The organism is Ruminococcus sp., assembly GCF_045129435.1.
Lineage (GTDB): Bacteria > Bacillota > Clostridia > Oscillospirales > Acutalibacteraceae > Ruminococcoides.
In genome coordinates this window covers 1-8,699 of the sequence record NZ_JBGVJL010000185.1, presented here as the reverse complement: position 1 = coordinate 8,699, position 8,699 = coordinate 1, and the positions used below count along the sequence as shown (strand labels likewise).

Sequence of the window (8,699 nt, the reverse complement as noted above, 5' to 3'; positions counted from 1 at the left end):
TAACAGCTAAGGCTATAAGCAGTAAAAAAGGTCTTAACATTAAATTAATCGAAATTGGCGATATTTCTTCGCTTGCAGACTATATGGTAATTGCAACAGGTACAAGTTCAACTCATGTAAAAGCTATTGCAGATGAGGTTGAGTACCAGCTTGACGAGGCAGGTATTTCTGTAAGTCATATTGAGGGTTACCGTTCAAATTCATGGATTTTGCTTGACTATGTTGATGTTATAGTTCATATCTTTTCTGATGAAGCACGAGAGTTTTATGATCTTGAAAGATTATGGCAGGATGGCAAGGAAATTGACATTTCAGATGTTGTTGACTAAAAAATTTTGAGGAGGACTCAATTTTGAAATATAATCATAAGCCTATTGAGGGCAAATGGCAAAAAATATGGGAAGATAAGGGAGTATTTCATGCAGAAGATAATTCTGAAAAAGAGAAATTCTATGCTCTTATCGAGTTTCCTTATCCGTCAGGACAGGGACTTCATGTAGGTCATCCAAGACCATATACCGCACTTGATACTGTTGCAAGAAAACGCAGACTTCAGGGCTACAATGTTCTTTATCCAATCGGCTGGGACGCATTCGGTCTTCCAACCGAGAACTATGCTATAAAGAACCACATTCACCCTGAAATCGTTACAAAGCAGAATATTGCTCGCTTTAAAAAGCAGATTCAGTCACTTGGTATTTCATTTGACTGGAGCAGAGAAATCAACACAACCGACCCTGACTATTACAAGTGGACACAGTGGATTTTCATCCAGCTCTTTAAGCATGGACTTGCTTATAAAAAAGAAATGAATGTAAACTGGTGTACTTCATGTAAATGTGTGCTTGCAAACGAAGAGGTTGTCAACGGCGTTTGTGAGCGTTGCGGCAGTGAGGTTGTTCATAAGGTTAAGTCACAGTGGATGCTTAAAATCACTGCATATGCAGACAGACTCATCAACGACCTTGACCTTGTAAACTATCCTGACAGAGTTAAGGCACAGCAGAAGAACTGGATTGGCAGAAGTACAGGTGCTGAGGTTGATTTTAAGACAACTACAGGTGATACACTTACAATCTACACCACAAGAGCAGATACTCTTTACGGTGCAACATATATGGTAATTTCTCCTGAACACCCACTCATTGAGAAGTGGGCAGATAAGCTTTCTAATATTGACGCTATCCGTGAGTATCAGGCAGCGGCTGCAAGAAAGTCTGACTTTGAGAGAACAGAGGTTGCAAAGGATAAGACAGGTGTTCTTGTTGAGGGCGTTAAGGCAATTAACCCTGTTAATAACAAAGAAATTCCAATCTTTATTTCTGACTATGTACTTGTATCATATGGTACAGGTGCTATTATGGCTGTTCCTGCTCATGACACTCGTGACTGGGAGTTTGCTAAGAAATTTGACCTTCCTATCATTGAGGTAGTTAAGGGTGGCAATGTTCAGGAAGAAGCTTATACAGATTGTGCAACAGGCATTATGGTTAATTCAGGTATGCTTGACGGTCTTACTGTTGATGAAGCTAAAAAGAAGATTATCTCTTGGCTTGAGTCAGAGGGCAAGGGTCACTCAAAGGTAAACTACAAGCTTCGTGACTGGGTATTCTCTCGTCAGCGTTATTGGGGTGAGCCTATTCCGATTGTACATTGCGACAAGTGCGGCTATGTTCCGATTGATGAAAGCGAGCTTCCGCTTCGTTTGCCTATGGTAGAATCATATGAGCCTACAGACAACGGCGAATCACCACTTGCTAAGATGACAGACTGGCTTGAAACGACTTGCCCGTGCTGCGGCGGCAAGGCTAAGCGTGAAACCGATACTATGCCGCAGTGGGCAGGTTCATCATGGTACTTCCTTAGATATATGGATCCACACAATGACAAAGCTCTTGCATCAAAAGAAGCTATTAAGTATTGGTCACCTGTTGACTGGTACAACGGCGGTATGGAACATACAACACTACACTTGCTCTACAGCCGTTTCTGGCACAAGTTCCTCTATGACATCGGTGTAGTTAATACTCCGGAGCCATACGCAAAGAGAACATCACACGGTATGATTCTCGGTGAAAACGGCGAAAAAATGAGTAAATCAAGAGGTAATGTAGTAAATCCTGATGAAATCGTAGATGAGTACGGTGCAGACACACTCCGTCTTTACGAAATGTTTATAGGTGACTTTGAAAAGGCTGCCCCATGGAGTCAGTCAAGCATCAGAGGCTGCCGCAGATTTATTGAGCGTTATTATAATCTCCAGACAATTCTTACAGATGCTGAGGGTATTCGCCCTGAGCTTGAATCATCATTCCATAAGGCTATTAAAAAGGTTGGCGATGACATTGAGAACATCAAGTTCAACACAGCAATCGCAACTCTTATGGCTCTTATCAATGAGGTTACAGCTACAGGTGCAATCACTAAGGAAGAACTCAGAATCTTTACAATTCTTTTAAATCCATTCGCACCTCATGTTACAGAGGAAGTATTTGAGGCTTGCAAGCTTGGCAATGGCATTGTTGCAGAGCAGAAGTGGCCTGAGTACGATGAGGCTAAGTGTAAGGATGAAACAATAGAAATTGTTGTTCAGGTAAACGGTAAAATCAAAACAAAGCTTAACATTCCTGTTGAGTCAGATAAGAACGCTGTTCTTGATATGGCAAAGGCAGACGAAAATGTTGCAAAGGCTATTCAGAATATGAATATCATTAAAGAAATTTATGTTCCAAATAAGCTTGTAAACCTCGTTGTTAAGCCATAATTTGTAGATAATATTTATTTTTACTTAATTTTCCCTAAATTTCTACATTTCTATTGACAATCATAAATGGGTATTGTATAATATCATATGCAACATATGCAAATTACCCATGCCACATGGCAGATGGGAGGGAAGATAGATGGCAGAAATCAGACTTAAGGATAACGAATCTCTTGAGAGTGCTTTAAGAAGATTCAAAAAGCAGTGTGCTAGAGCTGGCGTTATTGCTGAGGTACGCAAGAGAGAGGCTTATGAAAAGCCTTCTGTAAAGCGTAAAAAGAAGTCCGAAGCAGCTCGTAAGAGAAAATTCAGGTAATCAAAATAAGCGGACAGTTTATCTGTCCGCTTTTTGTCATTTTATCAGAAATTTGGTGAATAAAAATGAAAAAAATTCTTGTTATTTTAGGACCTAACCTTAATATGGTTGGTGTAAGAGAAAAAGGTATTTACGGTGAGGAAACAGCTCAGAGCATTTCAGAGCAGATTAAATCGTTTGCAGACAGTCAGGGCTTTTCTGTTGAGATTTACCAGTCAAACCACGAGGGTGACCTGATTGATAAAATTCATGCTGCAAGAGGAAACTTTGACGGCGTTGTAATAAATGCCGGTGCTCTTACACATTATAGTTATGCACTCAGAGATGCTATTGCTTGTGTAAAGCTTCCGTTTGTTGAGGTGCATATGTCTAATATTCATGCAAGAGAAGAATTTAGACACACATCTGTTATTGCTCCTGTTTGTGCAGGTCAGATTGCCGGCTTTGGCAAAAATAGCTACTTCCTTGCAATTATGGCTTTAAAGGACTTGATGAAATAATGAACAGCTTGAGAATAGAACAGCTCAGAGCTTTTATAGAATCTACCGATACTGCAATTTTGGTTAAAGATGAAATCAATGTCGGATATTTCAGCGGATTTCAGCATAGCGAGGGTGTATTTCTTCTGACATATGACAAGGCTTATTTGTTTGTTGATTTCAGATATTTTGAAGCCGCACAAAAGTATGCGGTCGGCTGTGAAGTGATTTGTTTTAAAAAGCTTATTGATGATATTTCTGAAATTCTTAAAAAGGAATGTGTGAATAAACTTTTTGCAGAGGCTAATGCTCTTACTGTTTCGGAATTTAATGCCTATAAAAAGCGTTTTGAAGAGCATCAGATTGAACTTTTCTGTAATGAAGAGCTTGATAAAACAATCTCAGACATCAGAATCATAAAGGATCAAACAGAGTTTGATAAAATATTAAAGGCACAGCAGATTGCCGAAAAAGCATATAATGAAGTACTCAATTATATTAAACCTGGTGTGACTGAGCGAAAAATTGCTATTGAACTTGAATATTTGATGAAGCAGTATGGTGCAGAGCGTGTTTCCTTTGATTTAATCACAATTACAGGCAGCAAAACTTCGCTTCCGCATGGTGTGCCGGGTGACGATATAATTAAATCGGGAGATTTCTTTACGATGGATTTTGGCTCTGTTTATGACGGCTATCATTCGGACACTACAAGAACAGTAGCAGTTGGGTTTGCAACCGATGAGCAGAAAAAAATCTATGATATAGTTTTAAAAGCACAGCTTACAGTGCTTGAGCAGGTAAAGGCAGGCAAGACTTGTTCGGAGATTGACAAGGTTGCAAGAGATATTATAACTGATGCAGGTTATGGCGAATGTTTTGGTCATTCTACAGGTCATGGTGTGGGACTTGAAATTCATGAAGCACCGAATGTTTCTCTAAGGGGCGAAACTATCCTCAAAGAGGGTATGGTTATTACCGATGAACCGGGAATTTACATTCCGCAGAAATTTGGTGTGAGAATTGAAGATATGCTTTATGTAACCGAAAACGGCTATACTAACTTTGTATCTTTGCCAAAAGAACTAATAATTCTTTAAAAAGCTTGCAATTTGCTTATTTTTTATGTATAATAGCTTATGACACATAATGGCAATGTTTTTTTGCTGCAATTATGTATATTTTAGGAGGTATTACTTATGATATCAGCAGGTGATTTCAGAAATGGCGTTACATTTGAAATGGATGGACAGGTTGTTTCAATCATTGAATTCCAGCATGTAAAGCCTGGTAAGGGTGCCGCTTTCGTAAGAACAAAGATCAGAAATGTTATTACAGGTGCGGTTGTAGAAAAAACTTTTAACCCTAACGATAAGTATCCTACTGCATTTATTGACAGAAAGGATATGGAGTACAGCTATTCAGACGGTGATCTTTATTACTTTATGGATACAGAAACATGGGAGCAGATTCCAATCAACAAGAGTGTTCTTGGCGACAACTTTAAGTTTGTTAAAGAGAATATGGTTTGTAAGGTTCTTTCTTACAAGGGCAGCGTATTTGGCGTAGAGCCACCTAACTTTGTAGAGCTTCAGGTTACTAAGACTGACCCGGGCTTCAAGGGTGACACAGCTACTAACGCTACAAAGCCTGCGACTCTTGAAACAGGTGCAGAGATTAAAGTTCCTCTCTTTATTGACGAGGGCGAGATGATCCAGATCGATACAAGAACTGGTGAGTATATGGGCAGAGCATAATTACTCTGCGGAGGAATTGTTATGAATTTAACAGAAAAAATTTCTTACATTCGCGGACTTTGCGAAGGCTTAGCTCTTGATGAGTCAAAGCCTGAGGTTAAGGTTATTAACGCAATTATCGATCTTCTTGATGATATGTCATATTCTGTAACAGATATGGAAGATCTCTATGATGAGCTTTCTGCTCAGGTAGATGAGATTGATCAGGATCTTGCTGAAGCTGAAACCGAGCTTTACGGCGAAGACGATGACTTTGATTATGATGAAGATGATGATGACTACGAAGACTTTGACGATGAAGATGACAATGTTTTTTATGAAGTAACTTGTGATGCTTGCGGACAGAAGCTCAATGTATCAGAAGATGTTCTTCTTGAGGGTGAGATTGAGTGCCCTAACTGCGGCGAACTTCTTGAGTTTGACTTCTCAGACATCTTTGACGGCGAAGAGTGTGACCCTGTAAATTGTGAGGGTTGCGAAAGTAATTGTAATTCTTCAGAAGAATAATTTTAACAAAATCAACACCTCTCGTATAGTATATCGAGGGGTGTTTTTTTGCTCTTTTATAAAAGAAAAAAGATTAGATTTAAAAAGTTAAAATGCGTTTTGCTTGCTGTGGTATTGATTATTGTGTCGTGTATCGTGTTTTGTGAGCAGCAGCTTGCAGAATTTAAGTGCGAATATATAAGAATTCAAGCTGAAATTATTTCAGTAAATTCCGTTTGTGAAGCGGTAAATAACAGCTTGAAAAAATTTAATTATCAGTATGATGATATTGCGGAAATTAAATCCTCAAAAGACGGAACTGTGCAGGCAATTACCACAAATTCCTTTAAAATCAATGAATTAAAGGCAGATATTATGCTCAGCGTTCAGCAGGAAATTGCAAAAATATACGATGTTGAAATTGATATTCCGCTCGGTGCATTTACAGATGTAACCGTACTTTCAAACTACGGTCCGCCAATAAATGTATCTTTTAACCTTACCGGCAGTTTTTCATCTGAAATTATCAGTACCTTTGAATCAGCGGGAATTAATCAGACAATTCACCACATACGCCTTATTCTTACTTCAAAAATTATGACAACATCGCTTGACTATTCCGGAAATATGACTTTTTCCACAGATTTTGAAATAGCTCAAAATATAATCGTTGGTGTTACACCGCAATATTGCGGTAATTGGTACAAAACTGCATAAATATTAAAAACTTGAGAAAAATATTGAAAATTGCCGTAATTTGTGATACAATATTTTAGTTAATAAAATGGATTAGGAGTGCATTGATTTGCCTGAAAACACAATACTTGGTAATGTTACCTCTGATGTTATTTCAGACCAGCAGTTTGAATATATGAGATTGATTTCTCAGATAATGGCTGACAGAAAGCGTGGCGAAAAGCCAATGGCTTACATACGCACATACGGTTGTCAGCAGAATGTTGCGGACAGTGAGAGAATTAAAGGTATGCTTGAAATTGCAGGCTTTGATTTTACAGAAACTGTAGATGATGCCGACTTTATTCTTTTCAATACCTGTGCTATCAGAGAACATGCCGAAGACAGAGTTTTTGGCAATGTTGGTGCATTGAAGGCTTTGAAAAAAAGACACCCGCAGATTGTTATTGCACTTTGCGGTTGTATGATGGAGCAGGAACATATTGCAAATAAGATGTACAAAAGCTTCCCTTTTGTAAGTCTTGTTTTCGGCACTCATTCCTTACATCGCTTTCCTCAGCTTTTGTACCATACACTTGCTGACGGCAAGCGTGTGTATGAGCGTGACAATGATGATAAAAAAGTATATGAGGGAATTCCTGTTAAGCGTGACGGTACTTTCAAAGGCTGGCTTTCAATTATGTATGGCTGCAATAATTTTTGCACATACTGCATTGTGCCTTATGTAAGAGGCAGGGAGCGTAGTCGTGAAAAGTCACTCATATTAGATGAAGCTCGTCAGATGATTTCTGCCGGATACAGGGATATTACCTTGCTTGGTCAGAATGTAAATTCATACGGCAAAAATCTTGCAGATAAGCCTACATTCGCTCAGCTTTTGCACGAAATCGATTCTATTGACGGCGATTATTGGCTTAGATTTATGACCTCTCATCCGAAAGATTGTTCAAAGGAGCTTATTGATACCATAGCAAACGGTACTCATATAAGCAAACATTTGCACTTGCCGTTTCAGAGCGGTTCAGACAGAATCTTAAAGGCGATGAACAGGCATTATGACAGGAAGAAATATCTTGAAATTGTTAATTATGCCAAGGAAAAAATTGACGGGGTATCACTTACAAGTGACATTATTGTAGGATTTCCGGGTGAAACCTACGAAGACTTCAAGGAAACACTCTCTCTTATTCGTGAGGTTGAGTTTACATCACTTTTCACATTTATTTATTCACCGAGAGTTGGCACACCCGCAGCTAAAATGGAAGACCCGATTTCTGCCGAAGAAAAGTCAAAGTGGTTCAGAGAACTGCTTGATGTGCAGGAAGAAATTGCGGCAAAAAGATGTGCTTCTATGGTCGGCAATATTGAAAAAGTTCTTATTGAATCCGAAACCGGTAAGAACGGTGAATTAAACGGTAGAACAAGTGGCAATATAATTGTGGAGCTTAAAGGCGACAAGAGCCTTATAGGCACATTTCAGAATGTTAAGATTACACAGGCAAGAAACTGGATACTCAAAGGTGAGCTTGCGTAAGGAAAGGATAAAATTATGGATATTATTGAAAAGGCAAGAGAGCTTGGTAAGCTTATTCAGCAGGAGGAGTCATACATTGCTCTTCAGAAGGCTCAGGCAGATGCAGATGCTGATATGGAGCTTCAGAACCTCATTGGCGATTTTAATATGAAGAGAATGTCTATCAATAACGAGGCTTCTAAGAAGGATAAAGACAGCGACAAGCTCGCACTTCTTAACAGCCAGATGAGAGAGGACTACTCAAAGATTATGTCAAACAAGAATATGATTGCTTACAATGATGCTAAAGATGCATTTGATGTAATTGCAAATAGAGTTCTTGCTATTGTTCAGCAGTCAGCAGAGGGTGCAGACCCTGAAACAGCTGATTACTCAACTTCTTCTTGCTCAGGCAGTTGCAGTACTTGCGGCGGTTGCGGTTGATAATAATTCTATTGAAAGGGTGTGAAAACATTGGCAGAGTTATCTCCTATGATGAAACAGTATTTCGCAATTAAAGAGCAGAATAAAGACAGTATTCTTTTCTTCCGTCTGGGAGATTTCTATGAGATGTTTTACGATGATGCAAAAATTGCATCAAAGGAGCTTGAGCTTACACTCACAGGCAGGGATTGCGGTCAGGCTGAACGAGCACCGATGTGCGGTGTTCCTTTTCACAGCTGTGAGG

The 8,699-nt window shown here is 39.1% G+C and carries 11 protein-coding genes; all 11 read left to right on the top strand.

Annotation, left to right across the window (positions count from 1 at the left end; all coding sequences use genetic code 11):
- A partial coding sequence (gene rsfS / locus ACJMMI_RS08605) for a ribosome silencing factor (RefSeq protein WP_405354963.1) occupies window positions 1-329 on the top strand: 329 nt, incomplete at its 5' end.
- A 23-nt stretch (window positions 330-352) separates the two neighbouring features.
- On the top strand, window positions 353-2,764 hold the full coding sequence (leuS, locus tag ACJMMI_RS08600) for a leucine--tRNA ligase (protein WP_405354962.1): 2,412 nt from the start codon (window positions 353-355) through the stop codon (window positions 2,762-2,764).
- A gap of 139 nt (window positions 2,765-2,903) precedes the next feature.
- Window positions 2,904-3,080, top strand: coding sequence for a 30S ribosomal protein S21 (gene rpsU / locus ACJMMI_RS08595; RefSeq protein WP_022234907.1), 177 nt, complete (start codon window positions 2,904-2,906; stop codon window positions 3,078-3,080).
- 65 nt (window positions 3,081-3,145) lie between these two features.
- Window positions 3,146-3,580, top strand: a complete 435-nt coding sequence (gene aroQ / locus ACJMMI_RS08590) for a type II 3-dehydroquinate dehydratase (protein WP_405354961.1) — start codon at window positions 3,146-3,148, stop codon at window positions 3,578-3,580.
- Window positions 3,580-4,659 carry an aminopeptidase P family protein gene (locus tag ACJMMI_RS08585; protein WP_405354960.1) on the top strand — a complete coding sequence of 360 codons (1,080 nt, stop codon included), beginning with the start codon at window positions 3,580-3,582 and terminating at the stop codon, window positions 4,657-4,659. Before aroQ ends, ACJMMI_RS08585 begins: the two co-directional genes overlap by 1 nt.
- 99 nt (window positions 4,660-4,758) lie before the next feature.
- Entirely contained in the window at window positions 4,759-5,316 is a 558-nt protein-coding gene (gene efp / locus ACJMMI_RS08580; protein WP_176781817.1) for an elongation factor P, read from the top strand.
- Window positions 5,317-5,337: 21 nt separating this feature from the next.
- Window positions 5,338-5,823, top strand: coding sequence for a CD1247 N-terminal domain-containing protein (locus tag ACJMMI_RS08575; protein ID WP_405354958.1), 486 nt, complete (start codon window positions 5,338-5,340; stop codon window positions 5,821-5,823).
- Between the two features lie 48 nt (window positions 5,824-5,871).
- Window positions 5,872-6,519 (top strand): sporulation protein YunB, encoded by a 648-nt coding sequence (gene yunB / locus ACJMMI_RS08570; protein ID WP_405354957.1) that lies wholly within the window; start codon window positions 5,872-5,874, stop codon window positions 6,517-6,519.
- Between the two features lie 88 nt (window positions 6,520-6,607).
- Window positions 6,608-8,032: a tRNA (N6-isopentenyl adenosine(37)-C2)-methylthiotransferase MiaB gene (gene miaB, locus ACJMMI_RS08565; RefSeq protein WP_405354956.1), complete on the top strand. Its 1,425-nt coding sequence runs from the start codon at window positions 6,608-6,610 to the stop codon at window positions 8,030-8,032.
- 15 nt (window positions 8,033-8,047) lie between these two features.
- A complete protein-coding gene (locus tag ACJMMI_RS08560) occupies window positions 8,048-8,455 on the top strand; it encodes a YlbF family regulator (protein ID WP_405354955.1) in 408 nt (135 codons plus the stop codon).
- 30 nt (window positions 8,456-8,485) lie between these two features.
- A partial coding sequence (locus ACJMMI_RS08555; RefSeq protein WP_405354953.1) for a hypothetical protein occupies window positions 8,486-8,699 on the top strand: 214 nt, incomplete at its 3' end.

Excerpts from the sequence above, each read along its gene's own strand:
- rpsU (WP_022234907.1), top strand. The coding sequence starts at position 2,904 with ATGGCAGAAATCAGACTTAAGGATAACGAATCTCTTGAGAGTGCTTTA.
- aroQ (WP_405354961.1), top strand. The coding sequence starts at position 3,146 with ATGAAAAAAATTCTTGTTATTTTAGGACCTAACCTTAATATGGTTGGT.
- ACJMMI_RS08585 (WP_405354960.1), top strand. The coding sequence starts at position 3,580 with ATGAACAGCTTGAGAATAGAACAGCTCAGAGCTTTTATAGAATCTACC.
- efp (WP_176781817.1), top strand. The coding sequence starts at position 4,759 with ATGATATCAGCAGGTGATTTCAGAAATGGCGTTACATTTGAAATGGAT.
- ACJMMI_RS08575 (WP_405354958.1), top strand. The coding sequence starts at position 5,338 with ATGAATTTAACAGAAAAAATTTCTTACATTCGCGGACTTTGCGAAGGC.
- ACJMMI_RS08560 (WP_405354955.1), top strand. The coding sequence starts at position 8,048 with ATGGATATTATTGAAAAGGCAAGAGAGCTTGGTAAGCTTATTCAGCAG.